Genomic DNA, 16,770 nt, shown 5'->3' on the forward strand with positions numbered 1-16,770 from the left:
ATGACTTTGGCTTTATTGAGCATTATTATCTGTCTCTTGCATCTGTTTCATTAGTGCCTGATACGCTTGGATCAGCTGCTCTTGTTCATCATCTGGCAGATTTTCTTTGGCCAGCCGCTTTTTAAAAACTTGCATTTCATTTAGCTTATCTAAAGTAATATCCATCGATTTGGCGCGCAGGCTACCTGAGTGCGTCTGGGTGTTTTTGATGCTCAGCGCCAGTAGTTGACTGTCTTTGGTGAGTGCATTGATCTGCTGCTTTAGGTTCGGCATCAGACTGTCGCCTGTGTATTCGATCTCAAGCCAAATGGGCTGATCGTGCGCTTTTAGGTCATTAATGGAGGATTCGATGAATGCCATATCGCCACTGATTTTGGCAAGACTCTGAAAAATCGGTACAGGCAGGCTATGAATGCGTATAGCTGAGCTATCCGCGCCATCAAAAAATTGCATCAGATCTGGCTGATCGATGAACTGCTTTGGTGACTTGTCATAAGGCAAATCAACGATCAGCACTTGTTTATGCCGCCCAATCTCCCCAAATCCCATCGCGATCGGTGAGCCACTATAGCGAATGCGGGATTGTTTGCCGACGATTTGGGCGGCGTGAATGTGTCCTAAGGCGACATAATCGATGGCCTCATCAAAAACCTCACTGTTGATCTGGCCGAGGGTGCCGATTTGAATATCACGCATCCCATCATCGGTAGAAGAGACCGCGGCGCCTGCGGCGTACAGGTGACCTGTGGCGATGATTGGGATGGTTTTTTGATGTGTTTTATAAATGTGATTTTGCTGACTTTTGGCAAGATCTGCTAAACAATGGTAATGATCAAACATACCATCGATCAGTAGCTGATTTTTGTTGTCGATACTGGTGGCATCGATGCTGGTACGCACATCTCGATCACGCAGATAGGGAACAGCCATAATGATGGCACAAGGTACGCCTGCATCATCGGTCAGGGTGATCAACTCATCATTGATCTGATCACTGATGCTGCCGATGACATGTGTATTAAGCACGCCAAGCACTTCTTTAGTTTTATGTAGGCTGGTGGGTGAATCGTGATTGCCTGCGACGATGATGATGTGCTTGATGTCGTTTTTAAATGCCGTCGCCAAAAACTGATGATACAGATGCTCGGCGCGGTTGCTTGGCGTCATGGTATCAAAAATATCGCCAGCAACAATCAGCACATCCACTTGATAAATTTTCAATGAATCTTGTAGCCAATCTAAAAATTTAGCAAATTCATCATAACGCGATTGGTGATATAGCATCTTGCCCAGATGCCAATCGGAGGTATGTAAAATGCGTAAATGCTCATCAGGCTTGGGCAACTCAGGCGCTGCCAGACTTTGATCGATCAGATGGGTTTTTAGTATTGACATAACAGATACCAAAAAGACCGTGCAAGACGGTCTTCGTGTTAGACGACAGTACGGACACTTTCGGCCTTATCTAAGGCGGTGTACAAGCGATTGACTTGATCGGCGTGCGTCAGGTGTAAATTGACACGCAGCGAATGAAAACGGCCTGTACGCGAAGGACGCACCTGAATCGTGGCATGATCAAACTCAGGAAACAGCTCAGCCAAGATCAGCTTAACTTCATTGAGCAGGCTGTCGTGATGACCTTCATGGCCGATGATGCTCATTGGATAATCCATTGGAAAATGCCACAGATCAGGGTTTTGGATTTCGGTGCGTGCGGGTTTTTGAGATTGGGTCATAAAAATTTCCTACTAAAAATGTTTGAGTACTTAATGGGGATGATTTGGCCAATTAAAAGAGCCAAAAACCATCAGTCAGCTTAACAAAAACTCCATCACTGCCTTAGATCCCACAAAGCCCACCGCCAACAGTACAAAGCCATAGATGGCAAAATTCGCCGCACGCTTACCCCGCCAACCATAGCGATAATGACCAGCAATCAGCACGCCATATAATAGCCAGCTTAACACACTAAACACCATCTTATGTGCGATGTGCTGTGTCATGATGTCATAAGTCGCACCAAAGCCTAAGCCCAGCGCGATGCTCAAAATCACAAATCCCATCAAAATCATATCAAATAACAAGCTCTCCATGCTCTGTAGCGATGGCAGGCGAGATACCCAAAAGCGATGGATGGTTTTGTGCTTGAGTTCACGGATTTGTAGCCGAAGCAATAGCCCTTGTACCGCTGCCATCAGTAGTACGCAATAAGCGGCAAAAGACAGCAGGATATGCACTTGAAGATAAATGCTAAGCTGTTCAATCGGCTCATAAGTGGCATCACCGATATAGCCCAAGCTCACCCCAATCAACGCACTTGGCACTGCCAAAATCCCAAGGCTCAAAATCGGACGATATAAGCCAAACAGCACATAAAATAGCAGGAAAAATAAGCCTGTGAGATTTAGTGTATTAAATAGATTAAAATTTAGCCCATCTGTGGTGATGATTTGTGGATACAATAAACAGCCGTGTAAAATCAGCCCAATGCCAAGCACGCCCAGTAGCAAACCTTTTGAAATACGACTTTGCTTGACTAAGGCATTTGCCAAATACAGACTGCTTGCTGTATAAATCAGCACGACACTCAAAAAAATCAACAGCACAAAAACCCCTTTATTCTTATACCATCAACACATCAAGCCTGCTTGTGTTGCGTGATTACACGCGAAAATACAGCAAAAATAGTCAATATTGATGGGATTCGTGCAATTAAATTGGAATATTTGCCTAATTTAGCATAAAATAGCAGTTATTTGTAGCAATAGTTTTGGCAAGTGGCTATCTTGACACGCTTGTCACTTGATAATGACGGATTTGATATGTTTGATACTTTAACAGAACGACTCTCTGGCAGTTTGCGTAATATCGCAGGTACTGGTCAGCTCACCGAAGATAACATCAAAGACACGCTGCGTGAAGTGCGTATGGCACTGCTTGAAGCGGATGTGGCATTGCCTGTGGCGCGAGATTTTGTCGCCAAGGTCAAAGAGCAGGCATTGGGTCAAGATGTCCTAAAAGAGCTAGCACCAGGTCAAGCCTTTGTCAAAATCGTCTATGATGAACTGACCGAAATGATGGGGAGTGCAAACCAATCGCTTGAGATGACAGGTAAGCCACCGATGGTCTATTTGCTGGCTGGTTTGCAAGGTGCGGGTAAGACGACCACAGCGGGTAAATTGGCGAAGTTTTTGCAAGAAAAACAAGGCAAAAAAGTCATGCTGGTGTCAGCGGACGTGTATCGTCCTGCGGCGATTAAGCAGCTTGAGCAGGTGGCAGGACAAGTCAAAGCAAGCTTTGTACCATCATCGGTGGATGAAAAGCCGATTGATATCGCTCGTCGTGCGATTAATGAAGCCAAGCTACAGTACCAAGACATCCTAATCATCGACACTGCAGGTCGCTTGCACATCGATGATGAGATGATGGATGAAATCAAAGAGCTGACCGCAGCGGTCAATCCAGTAGAGACGCTGTTCGTCGTCGATGCGATGACTGGTCAAGACGCTGCCAATACCGCCAAAGCGTTCAATGATGCACTGCCATTGACTGGTGTGATTTTGACCAAGACTGATGGCGATGCCCGTGGTGGTGCGGCTCTGTCGGTGCGTGCGATTACTGGTAAGCCGATTAAGTTTTTGGGTCGTGGCGAAAAACTAGAAGCACTTGAGCTATTCCACCCTGAGCGTATCGCACAGCGTATTCTTGGCATGGGCGATGTGCTGAGTTTGGTTGAAGAAGTCGAAGCTAAAATCGACCGCGAAAAAGCCGAACAAATGGCGAAAAAGATGCAAAAGGGTGGTGAATTTGACCTTGAAGATCTTTTGACCCAGTTCCAACAAATGAAAAATCTAGGCGGCATGGCAGGTTTTCTGGATAAGATGCCAGGCTTAGGCGGTGCGGATATCCAAAAGGCGATGGCAGAAGCCAAGCCAGAAGAAAAGGTCAAAGAAATGGAAGCGTTGATTCATTCGATGACACCATTTGAACGTCAAAATCCAGACAAAATCACCCCAAGCCGTAAGCGTCGTATCGCTGCAGGTTCGGGTAAACAAATCCAAGATGTCAATCGCCTGCTCAAGCAACACAAGCAAATGGCAAAAATGATGAAAATGATCAGCCGTCCTGATGGTATCGGCAAGATGATGAAAGCGGTGCAGGGCTTGACTCGTGGTATGTCGGGCGGTGGCCCATTGTTTGGCAATAAAGGCGGTGATGCCAATCAAGCAGCAAATATGGCTGAGATGCAAAAATCGATGCAGGATTTGGGGCTAAACCCGAACGATTTGCCAAGCATGGAAGAAATGCAGAAAAAAATGCAAGAAATGGGCGGTCAGCTGCCACCACAATTCAAAAAACGCTTCTGATGCATTCATGGTATCACGACGCCCAAGCTGTCATGGCTTGGGTCTTAAATTGTCGGTATAAATTGTCAGCAAAATCAGTATATAGGGTAAAACATGGCAATCTTGATGGCGTTTGATACGGTGTTTGAGCAGTGTTCGGTGGCAATCATACAAGACGACTCGGTGCTGTATCATAAGAGCGTTGCGGGCAATCGTGGGCAGACTGAGATTATCCTTGGGATGGTAGACGAAGCCTTGATGCAGACAGGCTTGTCATTGGCACAACTGGACTGCTTGGCGTTCAACCGTGGGCCAGGGGCGTTTAGCGGCATTCGCATCAATACAGCGGTGGTGCAGGCACTATCTGTCGCCAGTGATACACCCTGTGTCGGTGTGTCAAGCTTGGCTGTACTTGCCGATACTGCCTGCCAAAATGATGACTTTAAAGACAACACCGTCATATCAGCGGTGATGGACGCTCGCCAAAACCAAGTGTATCATGGGCGATTTGTCACCAAAAATGGCTTGCTTAACCGTGATGATGCCGGTGGGATAGTCGGTGATGAAGCTTTGCTGGATTATGACAGTCATCTTATCTGTGATGTGACTGTGGGTGATGGGGTGCAGCTGGTGCAGACTGACAATGCCCAAACTGTACAGGTGCATCCTACGGCGGTGGATATCGCACGCCTTGGTCTGATTGACTTTTTGGCAGGTAAAGCGGTGAGTGCCGACAAGGCACTGCCTGTGTATCTGCGAGATAATGCGTGGAAAACGCTAGCTGAACAGGGCAAAGCTTAAGCTTTCGGGTTTGGCTTAAGCCAAATTTCAGATTTGTGGTGTACAATACGCCGTCTTTTTATTTTTCTTAGGTTGTACTATGGATATTTTGCTGATTATCAAAGCCGTCATCATGGGTATTGTTGAAGGCATTGCAGAATTTTTGCCGATTTCTAGCACTGGCTATTTGATTTTGTCAGCGGATATGATGAATTTTTTGAGCGGTGAATTTCGCAATCTGTTCATCGTTTTTATTCAGCTTGGGGCGATTTTGGCGGTCATTTATGATTACTGGGGTAGATTGTGGAATGCCTTTATCGGGCTATTGACTGGTAAGGCAGAAGGCCTTGCCAAGCCTCGCCAGCTGGGTCTTGCCTTGATTGTAGCGACCATACCTGTGATGGTGATGGGCTTTTTGTTCGCTGATGTGATTACCGAGGTGCTGTTCCATCCTTTGGTGGTGGCGACCATGCTGATCATTGGTGCGCTACTGATCATTTATGCTGAGAAAACTCCCCGCAAAATCATCGCTATCGAGGCCGAGAACATCAGCTTTAAGACTGCACTGTACATTGGTCTGTGTCAATGTCTGGCGCTCATTCCAGGCACGAGCCGTTCGGGGGCAACCATCATTGGGGCGTTGCTACTTGGTACATCACGCAAGGCGGCGACTGAGTTTTCGTTTTTCTTGGGCATTCCTGTGATCGTTGGTGCGGCACTGCTTGATTTGGTCAAACATAAAGACGCGCTACAGACCAGTGGCGACTGGATGATCTTGGCTGTCGGCACAGTGGTGTCATTCATTGTGGCGCTGCTTTGTATCCGCTTGATGGTGGGCTGGGTCTCCAAAAAAGACTTTATGATTTTTGCTTGGCTGCGTATCATCACAGGCGTGGTGGTGTTGATTGCGTTTTTTGGATTTGATTATCAGATTCAAGGTTAATCGGTGGTTAAAAAGGGGTGTTCGATGCTATTTTTTGGTGTGGATATTGAGCAAATCAAGCCAATTGAGTCACTGATTAGCACGCACGATTTGCCAATACAGTTGGATTTTATTCAATTATCAAAACTTAATAATAAGCATCTGAATTTCGCATTTTGTGATCATCATGCCAATCAGGCATTCATCGTTGAAAAAGATAGATTGCTACTGATCCAAAAGCTGGGCGACGATATCATCAAAGTCAGCCCTGATTGGGCATCGCAGACTCGTCGTGTGGTATCGGCAGGGCGTAAGTCGGAGCTTGTGTTGCAGGCGTGTCGGCTCAATGCAGGCATGATGGCGATTGATGGCACAGCAGGCTTTGGGCATGACAGCCTAATACTTGCTAGCACTGGGGCGAATGTCTTGATGCTTGAGAGTAGTCCTATCATGGCACTGATGCTGTATGCTGAATATGCTTATATGCAGGATAATCAAAATTGGCAAGGTCTATTATCACGGCTGTCTATCCGCTATGGTGATGTGCGTGATTGCAGTGATGGTGCTGATGTCGTCTATCTAGATCCGATGTTTCCCAAGGATAGCTATGATGCCAAGGTGAATAAACATATGCAAGCCTTGCACAGTTTTGTATCACCACCAACCCTTGATGATGAAAATGAGCTATTAAGCCATGCTAAATCATTATTGCACAGTGCAGATGGACGAGTGGTGGTAAAAAGACCACTAAATGCACCTTTTTTGGCGAATGAGCCACCCATTCAGTCATGGCAAAATGACGCTATCCGTTTTGACAGATATGATGGCCAAATGTCTTGACGAAGTGGTGATGGCCAAATCGATGATCTGATGATTAATGAGGATAATAAGGATGGATAATTTTATTGTTTGGGCGTATTTGGGCATCAGCGTATTACTGCTTATCCAAAATTTCAATCACAAACGCCGTATCCGCACACTTGAGGATGAGATCTTTAAGCTAAAACAGCATGAATGGCTGCCATTTGCGCGGACACAGACGCACTTACCGATGGCGCAGTCAGTCAAGGCCATTCGTACACAGTTTCCCGAGCTGAGCCTAAGGCAGGCTTTGCAGCTTTACACCATCGCCAAACAGTGATTGAGTAGTAGCATGAAAAACCATCAAACAGGCGAGCCGATGACGCTTCGTGATAAGCTGACTGCATGGCTGCAGTTGACCCGATTTGACAAACCAGTCGGCACTGAGCTTTTGCTGTATCCGACCTTGTGGGCGGTGCTATTGGCGCATGTCGGTGTGGCTCGGCCGATTGACTGGCTCGTGGTGCTGATTTTTACGCTTGGTGCAGTGCTGATGCGTGCAGCAGGATGTGCCATTAATGACTTTGCCGATCGCAAGGTGGACGGGCAAGTCAAGCGTACCAATGGCAGACCGCTGGCTGATGGGCGCCTGTCTGCCAAGACTGCAGCAGTGACATTCGTGGGGCTGTCACTGCTATCAGCGTGCCTGCTGTTTTTCTTGCCAGTTGCAGTATTTTATTGGTCGCTTGGAGCGGTGGCTCTGGCATTCGTCTATCCGTTTATGAAGCGATACACCAATTTGCCACAGCTGGTGCTGGCGGCGGCATTCGGCTGGGCGATACCGATGGCGTATGTGGCAGTGCAGGGGCGTACCGATGTGTGGACTTGGGTGCTGTTTGTTGCTTATATGTGCTGGACGGTGGCGTATGATACACAGTATGCGATGTGCGATCGTGATGATGATGTGAAAATCGGGGTCAAATCCACGGCGATTTTATTTGGTCGCTATGATGTGCTGATCATTACTTTGTTACAAGTCGGGTTTTTGGTATTGATGGCAATGGCTTTGGCGCATTATTTTGGGCTATTGTCGATGCTGTCTTTGGTGCCGGTGCTTGTGATGTTTTTTGGGATTCAATATCGCTTGATCAAAGACCGTGAGCGCTTGGCGTGCTTTGCAGCATTTCGTCACAATGCGTGGGTGGGGCGTTATGTGTTTGCGGTGATCGTTGCTCTGACACTGCTGAATATGAGCAGTATGGCATAATCTTATCATTGAACCAATCAAAAAAATGATGCAAACGGCAAGTGATTTGATGATAGCATCCTCAAAAATTTTAGCGAAACTTGCTTAACTGTGTTAAAATGTCATCAAACTGTCATATTGTAAATTTATAATCTGCACAGATCAAATCGTTAGACGGCCACCTTAGGGAGAAAGCGCTCTGGATGGTGGTTTTTTTGTATATTTTGGCGGATTTATGGTAAATTCAGCGAAGCAAAGCACGCCAATGGCAGCCAATGTGTTTTTTGGCTTGTTGTTGGCAGGTATGAGCATTTATTTTATCCAATGGGGCTTGAACTACACCATGCATCAACAAGTGATGCTGTTCATGGTGGCAAGTTTCTTTGGTATTTTTATGGCGTTCAACATCGGTGGTAATGATGTTGCCAACTCTTTTGGTACCTCTGTTGGTGCTGGTACTTTGACAGTAACGCAAGCGTTGGCAGTTGCTGCGATTTTTGAGGTATCAGGCGCGGTGCTGGCAGGTGCGGCAGTGACCGACACGATTCGCAGTGGCATCGTTGATATCAGCGGATTGGGCGTGACACCCAACCAATTCATTTATCTGATGCTGTCAGCATTGATTGCTGCGGCTTTTTGGCTGTTGTTTGCCACCAAGCGCGGTTTGCCAGTATCGACGACGCATGCCATCATTGGTGGTATCGTCGGTAGCTCAATCGTGCTTGGCATCAGCATTGGCGGTACTGAGTTGGCATTTGAGACGGTGCGTTGGTCGAAGATCCGTGACATTGCTATGTCGTGGGTACTATCACCAGTACTGGGTGGCTTGTTGTCGTATATTTTATATAGCATCATTAAGAAAAACATCTTGGCTTATAATGATAAAGCCGAGATCGAAGTCAAGGCCATCAAAGCCCAAAAGAAAAGCCTCAAGCGCCAACAAAAAGAATATTTCGACACGCTTTCAGAGCATGAGAAGTTGCCATATACCAACGCCATGCTGCGCGACCAAGAGGTGTATCAGGACAGCGATTGTCAGCGTGAAGATCTGGAGACAGAATATTATCGTTCATTGTTTGAGCTTGAGCGTAAGCGCGAGAATCTGGACACGCTAAAAGCCCTTAAAACTTGGGTGCCTTTGATTGCAGCGCTCGGTGCCGTGATCATGACCGCAATGGTGGTCTTTAAAGGTCTGTCTAATACTGGTCTTGAGCTATCGACACTGCAGGCAGGACTGGTGATGGGTATGCTGGGTGCGATGGTATGGCTGACGGCCTTTATTTACACCAAAACCATTCGCGGCAAGCATAAAGAAGATTTGGGCAAGGCGACCTTCGTCATGTTCAGCTGGATGCAGGTATTTACCGCGTGTGCATTCGCGTTTAGTCACGGCTCTAATGACATCGCCAATGCGGTTGGCCCGTTCGTCGCCATCATGGATGTGATCAAAAACAATGCCATCGAGGCTAAAGCAACTGTTCCAGGCCCTGTGATGATTACCTTTGGCGTGGCTTTGATCGTGGGTCTATGGTTTATCGGTAAAGAAGTGATCCAAACCGTTGGTACCAATCTGACCGAGATGCATCCTGCCTCAGGATTTGCAGCGGAATTGGCTGCTGCTGCGGTCGTGATGGGCGCATCAAGTTTGGGCATTCCTGTATCGAGTACTCACATCCTAGTGGGTGCAGTATTGGGTATTGGTATGGTGAATAAGAACACCAACTGGAGATTGATGAAGCCGATCGGTCTGGCGTGGGTGATTACACTGCCTGCGGCGGCAGCGATCAGTGCCATCTCATTCTTGCTATTGACCAACTTTTTATAAGCCTTTTAGTAACTCAAAAGCTCTGCGATGGCAGGGCTTTTTTTATGTATGATCTGACAAGATAATGACTTGTCAACAGATTGGTCATATCAAAAAACTTGCCGGACAATCCATTTCGATGATTTGAGCGAAACTACCACCGCACTATAGGCAAACTTGGCGATACCGCTTATAATATCGATAAAAGTGCATTGTGCATATCACGCTATTAAAAAGATATTTTGGATAAATGGTGTATGGTGTGCCGTGCATATCCTATGCATTTGTAAGAGAAGTTATGATAAAAAAATATCAAGCTCGTAAACAGGTTAAAAAGACGCTGATTAGCAGTCTTATACAATGTGTAGAATTGCTAATTCAAAACAATGCCAGCAATCAAATAATTGCTGAGCGGTTGACAGAATGGATTAATAATCATCAGACCGAATTGGCGGATACAATTTTTGATGAAGTTTATGGTATTTTTCGATTTAAAGATTTGAGCGTTTTGGATTATCCCGTTTCCTGTACCAATCATGCAAATCTTATGTGTAGACTGAAAAATTTCTTGAAATTTAAGACGCACACCGAAACATTAGCCATGTTATTTAGAGATTGTTTAGAAGAGTTATTTTTTGTGGAAACAGACTTTGATTGCGCCAATTGTGGTATAGGTGGACTGATTGTGGTTAAAGAAAAATCACTTGTTTATGAGTGCAGAACCTGTGGATTTTTGCAGGATTTGAACGGAAATAGATATACACCAAGTGATGTGATAACCATACCTACGACATCAGACTTAAAACAAATTGAGTCCAGCAGGGTGCGTACCACGCACTATTGATTGAATGGTTTTGATGGTGCGCCGTGCGTACCCTACGTACTGGCGAAACAAAACCTGAGTATCATGAAGTTACTCATTTCAAGGTGAGCGGATAATTAAATATGGCTAAAATAAGAAAAATTTCCATACCTGTATCTATGGATGCTTTAAATAGATTAAATTACGATGTTTGCGAGAGTGGAGATTTGCTTGAAATGATTATTGAAGAATCTGAATTTGATTCTTTATTGAAAACAGGAGTATTTGCTGAAATCAATAAACAACTGGATGTATTGGTCGGTGATTACGAAGATGAATTGATTTTTTTTAAGGATTTTGAAGCGTTGGGAAAAATTCTATATGATTTTATTTGCATTAATCCAAATAATAAGGTTTTGCACAAGGTGTATTTAATTTATGAAATAGCCTGTATTCTAAAAACAGGGCTGTTAATTAGTTTTACTCCTATAAACTTGGCGTCTGCGTAGCGCATGGGGCGCACATCATACACCTAGCCATATAAGCCCCCACAAAGAAAAACACGCTCAAGCAAATCGCTCAAGCGTGTTTTAGAATATTGGCATCCCATAGGGGATTCGAACCCCTGTTACCGCCGTGAAAGGGCGGTGTCCTAGGCCTCTAGACGAATGGGACACTAGGTTGTAAAGTCAATCTGAATCAGTTTGCTTTACCAACTTTCGGCGCTTTCACCGTTGTTCCGAAAGTGCGCACATTATAGCACAGTTTTGATGGTGGTCAAGCGTTTTTTCTAAAAATTTTGCAAAAATTCAGAATATTTTTATAAGTCATTGATTTATCAATATTTTATTATGTAATTCATCCACTTGACCGAATGAAGATTTCGCATTGTTAATTTATTTGCTAGATTTGCAGCCAATAAAAAACCGTTCATCCTTTAGCTGGGTGAAGCCTAAGCCTAACATGAACGGTTTGTAGTCGTGTAATGCTAATTAATCTTTAAAATTATTAAATTGAAGCGGTACACCAAACGATTTTTCTTTCAAAAATGCCATCGCTGCTTGCAGATTGTCCTTTTTCTTGTCGCTGACACGCACTTTGTCGCCTTGGATACTGGCAGCGACTTTTAGGTCAGATTCTTTGAGTGCTTTGGCGATTTTTTTGGCACTGTCGGCATCCAGACCGTCTTTTAGGTTGATGACTTGCTTGGTGTGCTTGCCTGATTGGGCTTTGTCTTGTGGGTCAAGCGACTGTAAGTCCACGCCGCGTTTGATCAGCTGTTTTTCCAAGATGGCATAGACGTTGTCCGCTTGTAGCTCATTATCCGTGGTGATGGTGATGGTTTTGGATTTTTCGTTCAGCTCGATGCTGATGTCGCTGCCCTTAAAGTCAAAGCGAGTGGCGATTTCTTTGTCAGCATTGCCGATGGCGTTGCGGACTTCTTGAACATTTAATTCAGAAACAATATCAAAAGATGGCATATTTTTTACTCCAATTTATTCATTAAACTCTTTAAAATCAACACTCTACATCATTATCATCAGCATCATCGGTTGATGTATCATCAAAGGCGACTGGTGATAGTAGCGGCGTGTGATTGACGATATGGCAAAACAGTTCGGCGGTTTTTTGGGTGTCGTATAAGGCAGAGTGGGCGTGTGAATTATCAAACTCAATCCCTGCCATGATGCAAGTGCGAGCCAGCACTGTATGCCCATAGGCAAGAGCGGCAAAGCTTGCGGTATCTAGCACGCTAAAGGCATGAAAAGGTGAGTGATTTTTGCTATTGGTGCGGGCGATCGCCGCATTCAAAAATCCCAAATCAAAATGTGCATTATGCCCAACAAGGATGCACTGACGACAGCCATGTTCTTTTTTGAGTGCTTTTAGTTGCTTAAAAATACGACGCAAGGCGACTTTTTCGTCTTCGCTGATGGCTTTGCGAAATGGGCTATCAGGATTGATGCCAGTAAATTTGAGCGCGGCAGGCTCAAGATTTGCCCCTGCAAAAGGCTCAATATGTGCATTGAGCGCTTCGCCTTGGTAGAGTTTGCCATGCTCATCCATCAAAATCGGCACACAGGCAATCTCAAGTAGTGCATCGGTGGTGGCATTAAACCCTGCGGTCTCAACATCGACCACCACAGGCAAAAATCCACGAAAACGATTGGCAATCGTTGGTGTTACAGCATCACTCATCAGCTCACCACTTGCCAGTCAATTTCCGTACCCGCCAGTAGTGGCGTCAAGGTCTTGTCACCCAAATAGTCATAATGCGATGGGACGGTTTGGGCTTGCTTGATGAGCGTGATGGTGCTGGTGTTGACAGGCAGGCCATAAAAATTGGCACCATATACCGATGCGAAGTTTTCAAGCTTATCCAGTGCATTCATCTGTTCAAAGGCGGCGGCATACAAAGGTAGGGCGTGTACCGCACTATAACAGCCAGCGCAACCACAGGCAGACTCTTTGGTGTGCGTCGCGTGTGGTGCAGAATCTGTGCCCAAGAAAAACTTCGGATTGCCGCTGGTGGCGACTTCAAGCAGACGCTGTTGATGGCTTTGGCGTTTTAGGATTGGCAAGCAGTAATAATGCGGCTTGACACCGCCGACCAGTAGATGATTGCGGTTAAATAGTAGATGCTGTGGCGTGATGGTAGCAGCGACATTGTTAGCTTGAGCAAGTACAAAGTCAGCAGCATCAGCGGTGGTGATATGCTCACAGACGACTTTTAATGTTGGGAAATGCGTGATGATATCGCTTAGTACATCATCCAAGAATCGTTTTTCGCGATCAAAAATATCAATCTCACTGTGAGTGACTTCGCCATGCACCAGTAGCGGCAGACCAATCTCTTGCATGGTCTCAAAGATACTGTAACGACCTTTGATGTCGGTCACGCCATCGGCTGAATTGGTGGTTGCGCCTGCTGGGTATAGCTTGACCGCTGACACGACACCTGATGCGACTGCCGCACGGATGTCATCACTGGTGGTGTGATCGGTCAGGTACAATACCATGCGTGGGTCAAAGGCATCTTTACGAGCTTGAGCCAAATCGCTTGCCATCAGTGCATCCAAGATACGCTCACGGTAAGCCATGGCTTGTTCTGTGGTTTTGACTGGTGGTACGAGATTTGGCATACAAATCACACGGTTGAAGCTACCAGCGGCGTGTGGTACGGTGGTGGCTAGAGCATCGCCATCACGCAGATGGATATGCCAGTCGTCAGGTTGGATTAGGGTCAGAGTGGTGGTCATAAAAGGCTCGCTTGGCTGATAATCTATTGAGTAATGATTGATAAATTATACAATATTTCTCAATGAAATGGCTGAAAATCAATATCTTGTCATTATTCTAGCATGGGGCGGTTTTGTCAAGGTGTTTGCAGGATAAATTTGCTGAACAAAGGCGCTTTTGGCATCAGTGATGCTTTGCCAAAAAAATTCCCAACCGATAACGATTGGGAATTTGATAGGTTTATACTAGGCTGATTTGCCCTAATTACCTTATTTACCTTTGTTTTCAAGCTGTGGTACGGCATTACCACCGCCTAGACCAAGCAGACCTGATTGGACATACAGACCCAGCTTTTGGCGAGTGTCGGCGATGTCTAGGTTGCGCATGGTTAGCTGACCGATACGATCTAGCGGTGTGAATGCTGCGTCTTCGACTTTTTCCATCGATAGACGATCCGCTTCGTAAGTTAGGTTTGGTGATTCGGTATTTAGGATGCTGTAGTCATTGCCACGGCGTAGCTCAACAGTGACTGTGCCTGTGATGGCTTTGGCAACCCAACGCTGAGCGGTCTCACGCAGCATCAGTGCTTGTGAGTCGAACCAGCGACCTTGATACAGTAGGCGACCCAGACGCAGACCATTGATGCGGTATTGCTCGATGGTGTCTTCGTTGTGGATACCAGTCACCAGACGCTCATAAGTGATGTGAAGTAGCGCCATACCTGGTGCTTCATAGATGCCACGAGATTTGGCTTCGATGATGCGGTTTTCGATTTGGTCAGTCATGCCTAGACCGTGGCGACCACCGATTTCGTTGGCTTTTAGGATTAGATCGACTGGGCTGTCAAATTTCTCACCATTGATGGCGACAGGTACACCTTCTTCAAAAGTGACGCTGACAGTTTCGGCTTTGACTTCAACTGTCTCATCCCAGTAGCGTACGCCCATAATTGGCTCGACGATTTTATGGCTGGCATCTAGATATTCTAGGTCTTTGGCTTCATGCGTCGCACCAAGCATATTTGAGTCAGTTGAGTAGGCTTTTTCTTTACTCATCTTATAATCAAAGCCATTATCAATCAAAAATTGGCTCATCTCAGCACGGCCGCCAAGCTCATCGATGAAAGTTTGGTCAAGCCATGGTTTATAGATTTTTAGCTCAGGATTGGCAAGTAGGCCATAGCGATAAAAACGCTCAATATCATTGCCCTTATAAGTTGAGCCATCACCCCAGATATTGACATCATCTTCACGCATCGCTGACACCAGCATCGTGCCAGTCACCGCACGGCCGAGTGGCGTGGTGTTAAAGTATGGCATACCGCCTGTCGTCACATGAAATGCACCACACTGAATGGCAGCGATACCTTCTTGGGCAAGCTGTAAGCGGCAATCCACCAAACGCGCCTTGATCGCGCCGTATTGTTCAGCCTTAGCAGGGATGGCGTTATAATCATCTTCATCAGGCTGACCAAGGTTGGCAGTATAAGCATAAGGTTCAGCACCTTTTTGCTTCATCCAAAGCAGTGCTGCAGAAGTGTCCAAACCGCCAGAAAAAGCGATACCAACTTTTTTGCCAGTTGGCAAATTTTGTAAAATGGTTGCATTACTCATTGCATAATCCTTGATTTATCACAAAAAGAAATAAGGTCATGGCTGATTATAACATTTTGGCAAGCGATGTGGGAATTTTTAGTGAGATTTTCTTAAAAAATGACAAATTTTAGGACAAGTTTTATAGAAATATCACCAAAATACCCAAAGCTTTGCTATACTATCAATTTTGAATATGATGATTATTTCTTAACATGTCATCTATACGATCTACGCATGCTATCTGTAAGGGGGCGGCATGACAATTCAACTACACATCGACACTCAGACACAGGCGCTGTACTTGATGCGTGATGGTCAGATGGTGCGAAGTTTTTTGGTTTCAACTGCCAAAAACGGCACAGGGCAAGCTGAAGGCAGTGGCTGCACACCGCTTGGTAAGCATCAGATTAGCGAAAAATTTGGTGATGGATTGCCAAATAATGCAGTGTTTGTCGCGCGTCGATTCACCGGTGAGCTGTATGATGACAATCTTGCCTGTGAGCACCCTGAGCGTGATTGGATTTTGGGTCGGATATTATGGCTAGATGGCTGCGAAGAGGGTATCAATAAAGGCTGTGATGCTGATGGCATCTGCGTCGATACCAAGTCTCGCTATGTCTATATTCATGGTACGCCTGATACAGAGCCGATGGGTGTGCCGATGTCGCATGGCTGTGTGCGTATGCGTAATGAAGAGCTGGTTTGGTTATATGATCAAGTCGCTGTCGGCTGCGAAGTGATTATTAGATAATCATTGGATACTTAGGGGAAACTCAGATGAAAAAATTCGCAATAATCGTAGCGGCTGTCAGTGTTATCAGTGCCTGCCAAAGCACCGAAGGCCTTGTTATCACCAAAAAAGATGGCATGACCACCGCCGTACCAAACACTGCACCTAAGCATAGCTTGCCTGCGGATCATGCACTCAAATATGCCCCACAAGTCACCCAAAACGCCGCCGAAACAGGTAATCTGATGATCTTTTTTGAGCCATCGGCCAAGGCGTCAGTGCTTGAGATGGTCAAACGCCGTGGCGATGAGCTGATTTATAGCTATGAGAATTTTAACGGCATCGCCATTCGTCCAATGTATCATCCTGTAGATGCTACCATCAGTGCTTATCAACAGCTAAAAGGCGTGCTAAGCGTACAGCGTGATACGGTGCAAAAGATTGGCTTGCCGACGCCGTCAGAGTCACAATGACGCTACGATGATGGCATAATACTTACAAGGT

At 45.7% G+C, this 16,770-nt stretch carries 18 protein-coding genes and 1 tRNA gene; 11 read left to right on the forward strand and 8 right to left on the reverse strand.

What is annotated here, in order from left to right; genetic code table 11:
- Positions 1 to 12: 12 nt before the first annotated feature.
- The 3 genes from B0681_RS00225 to B0681_RS00235 form a co-directional block, all read right to left on the reverse strand.
- Complete coding sequence (locus tag B0681_RS00225) at positions 13 to 1,395, reverse strand: exonuclease SbcCD subunit D C-terminal domain-containing protein (protein ID WP_078316750.1); 1,383 nt, start codon at positions 1,393 to 1,395, stop codon at positions 13 to 15.
- Positions 1,396 to 1,433: 38 nt separating this feature from the next.
- The gene (locus B0681_RS00230; RefSeq protein WP_078316751.1) at positions 1,434 to 1,736 is read right to left on the reverse strand and encodes a YbeD family protein; all 303 of its coding nucleotides are present in this window, start codon (positions 1,734 to 1,736) and stop codon (positions 1,434 to 1,436) included.
- A 75-nt stretch (positions 1,737 to 1,811) separates the two neighbouring features.
- Positions 1,812 to 2,606 (reverse strand): cytochrome C assembly family protein, encoded by a 795-nt coding sequence (locus B0681_RS00235; RefSeq protein WP_211271482.1) that lies wholly within the window; start codon positions 2,604 to 2,606, stop codon positions 1,812 to 1,814.
- 216 nt (positions 2,607 to 2,822) lie between these two features.
- On the opposite strand from B0681_RS00235, the gene ffh reads away from it, so the two are divergent.
- The 9 genes from ffh to B0681_RS00280 all read left to right on the forward strand — a co-directional run bounded on the left by ffh (position 2,823) and on the right by B0681_RS00280 (position 11,210).
- Positions 2,823 to 4,367, forward strand: coding sequence for a signal recognition particle protein (gene ffh, locus B0681_RS00240; RefSeq protein WP_078316752.1), 1,545 nt, complete (start codon positions 2,823 to 2,825; stop codon positions 4,365 to 4,367).
- Between the two features lie 93 nt (positions 4,368 to 4,460).
- Positions 4,461 to 5,147 (forward strand): tRNA (adenosine(37)-N6)-threonylcarbamoyltransferase complex dimerization subunit type 1 TsaB, encoded by a 687-nt coding sequence (gene tsaB / locus B0681_RS00245; RefSeq protein ID WP_078316753.1) that lies wholly within the window; start codon positions 4,461 to 4,463, stop codon positions 5,145 to 5,147.
- Positions 5,148 to 5,226: 79 nt separating this feature from the next.
- Positions 5,227 to 6,069: an undecaprenyl-diphosphate phosphatase gene (locus B0681_RS00250; RefSeq protein WP_078316754.1), complete on the forward strand. Its 843-nt coding sequence runs from the start codon at positions 5,227 to 5,229 to the stop codon at positions 6,067 to 6,069.
- 24 nt (positions 6,070 to 6,093) lie between these two features.
- Entirely contained in the window at positions 6,094 to 6,888 is a 795-nt protein-coding gene (locus B0681_RS00255) for a class I SAM-dependent methyltransferase (RefSeq protein ID WP_078316755.1), read from the forward strand.
- 52 nt (positions 6,889 to 6,940) lie between these two features.
- Positions 6,941 to 7,189 (forward strand): hypothetical protein, encoded by a 249-nt coding sequence (locus B0681_RS00260; protein ID WP_078316756.1) that lies wholly within the window; start codon positions 6,941 to 6,943, stop codon positions 7,187 to 7,189.
- 12 nt (positions 7,190 to 7,201) lie between these two features.
- Positions 7,202 to 8,116 carry a 4-hydroxybenzoate octaprenyltransferase gene (gene ubiA / locus B0681_RS00265; protein ID WP_078316757.1) on the forward strand — a complete coding sequence of 305 codons (915 nt, stop codon included), beginning with the start codon at positions 7,202 to 7,204 and terminating at the stop codon, positions 8,114 to 8,116.
- Positions 8,117 to 8,330: 214 nt separating this feature from the next.
- Positions 8,331 to 9,920: an inorganic phosphate transporter gene (locus B0681_RS00270; RefSeq protein ID WP_078316758.1), complete on the forward strand. Its 1,590-nt coding sequence runs from the start codon at positions 8,331 to 8,333 to the stop codon at positions 9,918 to 9,920.
- Between the two features lie 277 nt (positions 9,921 to 10,197).
- On the forward strand, positions 10,198 to 10,743 hold the full coding sequence (locus tag B0681_RS00275) for a hypothetical protein (RefSeq protein ID WP_228143811.1): 546 nt from the start codon (positions 10,198 to 10,200) through the stop codon (positions 10,741 to 10,743).
- Positions 10,744 to 10,844: 101 nt separating this feature from the next.
- The gene (locus B0681_RS00280; protein WP_078316759.1) at positions 10,845 to 11,210 is read left to right on the forward strand and encodes a hypothetical protein; all 366 of its coding nucleotides are present in this window, start codon (positions 10,845 to 10,847) and stop codon (positions 11,208 to 11,210) included.
- Positions 11,211 to 11,300: 90 nt separating this feature from the next.
- Here the strand turns inward: B0681_RS00280 and B0681_RS00285 are convergent.
- From B0681_RS00285 to argG, 5 genes are all read right to left on the reverse strand, one after another.
- Positions 11,301 to 11,376: transfer RNA gene (locus tag B0681_RS00285), tRNA-Glu, on the reverse strand.
- A 317-nt stretch (positions 11,377 to 11,693) separates the two neighbouring features.
- The gene (locus B0681_RS00290) at positions 11,694 to 12,182 is read right to left on the reverse strand and encodes a YajQ family cyclic di-GMP-binding protein (protein ID WP_078316760.1); all 489 of its coding nucleotides are present in this window, start codon (positions 12,180 to 12,182) and stop codon (positions 11,694 to 11,696) included.
- 37 nt (positions 12,183 to 12,219) lie between these two features.
- Positions 12,220 to 12,900 (reverse strand): ribonuclease T, encoded by a 681-nt coding sequence (rnt, locus tag B0681_RS00295; RefSeq protein ID WP_078316761.1) that lies wholly within the window; start codon positions 12,898 to 12,900, stop codon positions 12,220 to 12,222.
- Positions 12,900 to 13,961, reverse strand: coding sequence for a dihydroorotase (gene pyrC, locus B0681_RS00300; protein WP_078316762.1), 1,062 nt, complete (start codon positions 13,959 to 13,961; stop codon positions 12,900 to 12,902). Before pyrC ends, rnt begins: the two co-directional genes overlap by 1 nt.
- A gap of 249 nt (positions 13,962 to 14,210) precedes the next feature.
- Positions 14,211 to 15,554 carry an argininosuccinate synthase gene (gene argG / locus B0681_RS00305; protein ID WP_078316763.1) on the reverse strand — a complete coding sequence of 448 codons (1,344 nt, stop codon included), beginning with the start codon at positions 15,552 to 15,554 and terminating at the stop codon, positions 14,211 to 14,213.
- 238 nt (positions 15,555 to 15,792) lie between these two features.
- Here argG and B0681_RS00310 point away from each other — a divergent pair, with 238 nt between their 5' ends.
- A complete protein-coding gene (locus B0681_RS00310) occupies positions 15,793 to 16,287 on the forward strand; it encodes a L,D-transpeptidase (protein ID WP_078316764.1) in 495 nt (164 codons plus the stop codon).
- A 26-nt stretch (positions 16,288 to 16,313) separates the two neighbouring features.
- Complete coding sequence (locus B0681_RS00315; protein WP_078316765.1) at positions 16,314 to 16,739, forward strand: hypothetical protein; 426 nt, start codon at positions 16,314 to 16,316, stop codon at positions 16,737 to 16,739.
- Positions 16,740 to 16,770 lie beyond the last annotated feature (31 nt).

The sequence above is a fragment of the Moraxella porci DSM 25326 genome, from assembly GCF_002014855.1.
Classification (GTDB): Bacteria; Pseudomonadota; Gammaproteobacteria; order Pseudomonadales; family Moraxellaceae; genus Moraxella; species Moraxella porci.

Excerpts from the sequence above, each read along its gene's own strand:
- B0681_RS00250 (WP_078316754.1), top strand. The coding sequence starts at position 5,227 with ATGGATATTTTGCTGATTATCAAAGCCGTCATCATGGGTATTGTTGAA.
- B0681_RS00255 (WP_078316755.1), top strand. The coding sequence starts at position 6,094 with ATGCTATTTTTTGGTGTGGATATTGAGCAAATCAAGCCAATTGAGTCA.
- ubiA (WP_078316757.1), top strand. The coding sequence starts at position 7,202 with ATGAAAAACCATCAAACAGGCGAGCCGATGACGCTTCGTGATAAGCTG.
- B0681_RS00280 (WP_078316759.1), top strand. The coding sequence starts at position 10,845 with ATGGCTAAAATAAGAAAAATTTCCATACCTGTATCTATGGATGCTTTA.
- B0681_RS00290 (WP_078316760.1), bottom strand. The coding sequence starts at position 12,182 with ATGCCATCTTTTGATATTGTTTCTGAATTAAATGTTCAAGAAGTCCGC.
- pyrC (WP_078316762.1), bottom strand. The coding sequence starts at position 13,961 with ATGACCACCACTCTGACCCTAATCCAACCTGACGACTGGCATATCCAT.
- B0681_RS00275 (WP_228143811.1), top strand. The coding sequence starts at position 10,198 with ATGATAAAAAAATATCAAGCTCGTAAACAGGTTAAAAAGACGCTGATT.
- rnt (WP_078316761.1), bottom strand. The coding sequence starts at position 12,900 with ATGAGTGATGCTGTAACACCAACGATTGCCAATCGTTTTCGTGGATTT.
- B0681_RS00225 (WP_078316750.1), bottom strand. The coding sequence starts at position 1,395 with ATGTCAATACTAAAAACCCATCTGATCGATCAAAGTCTGGCAGCGCCT.
- B0681_RS00315 (WP_078316765.1), top strand. The coding sequence starts at position 16,314 with ATGAAAAAATTCGCAATAATCGTAGCGGCTGTCAGTGTTATCAGTGCC.
- B0681_RS00310 (WP_078316764.1), top strand. The coding sequence starts at position 15,793 with ATGACAATTCAACTACACATCGACACTCAGACACAGGCGCTGTACTTG.
- B0681_RS00260 (WP_078316756.1), top strand. The coding sequence starts at position 6,941 with ATGGATAATTTTATTGTTTGGGCGTATTTGGGCATCAGCGTATTACTG.
- B0681_RS00230 (WP_078316751.1), bottom strand. The coding sequence starts at position 1,736 with ATGACCCAATCTCAAAAACCCGCACGCACCGAAATCCAAAACCCTGAT.
- B0681_RS00270 (WP_078316758.1), top strand. The coding sequence starts at position 8,331 with ATGGTAAATTCAGCGAAGCAAAGCACGCCAATGGCAGCCAATGTGTTT.
- argG (WP_078316763.1), bottom strand. The coding sequence starts at position 15,554 with ATGAGTAATGCAACCATTTTACAAAATTTGCCAACTGGCAAAAAAGTT.
- ffh (WP_078316752.1), top strand. The coding sequence starts at position 2,823 with ATGTTTGATACTTTAACAGAACGACTCTCTGGCAGTTTGCGTAATATC.
- tsaB (WP_078316753.1), top strand. The coding sequence starts at position 4,461 with ATGGCAATCTTGATGGCGTTTGATACGGTGTTTGAGCAGTGTTCGGTG.